Source organism: Acidovorax facilis, assembly GCF_023913775.1.
GTDB lineage: Bacteria > Pseudomonadota > Gammaproteobacteria > Burkholderiales > Burkholderiaceae_C > Acidovorax > Acidovorax facilis.
In genome coordinates, this window is sequence record NZ_JAMXAX010000341.1 from 1 (window position 1) to 388 (window position 388).

Below are 388 nucleotides of genomic sequence, written 5' to 3' on the forward strand. Positions count from 1 at the left end.
CCGGCTACCACGCCGACGGCGCAGGTCTGTACCTCTGCGTCAAGCCCAGCGGTGCCAAGAGCTGGATCTTTCGCTACCGCTTTGCCGGGCGCGAACGCGAGATGGGCCTTGGCAGTCTGGTCACCTTTGGTCTGGCCGACGCGCGCGAACGCGCCCTGGCGCAAAGGCGCCTGTTGGCCGATGGCAAGGACCCCCTGGACATCAAACACGACGCCCAGGCACAGCAGCGCCAGAGCCGGGCAGACGTGCTGGTGTTTGACGCGGCGGCTGCGCGCTACATCGCCAGCCACCGTGCGGGCTGGAAGAACGCCAAGCATGCCGAACAATGGACCAACACGCTCGCCACCTATGCCTCCCCGGTGCTCGGTGCGCTGGCGGTATCCGAGAT

At 67.0% G+C, this 388-nt stretch carries 1 protein-coding gene; it reads left to right on the forward strand.

The features are described 5' to 3' along the window. The coding region (locus NFX52_RS30505) for an integrase arm-type DNA-binding domain-containing protein (protein ID WP_252636025.1) at positions 1-388 on the forward strand (388 nt) is incomplete at both ends.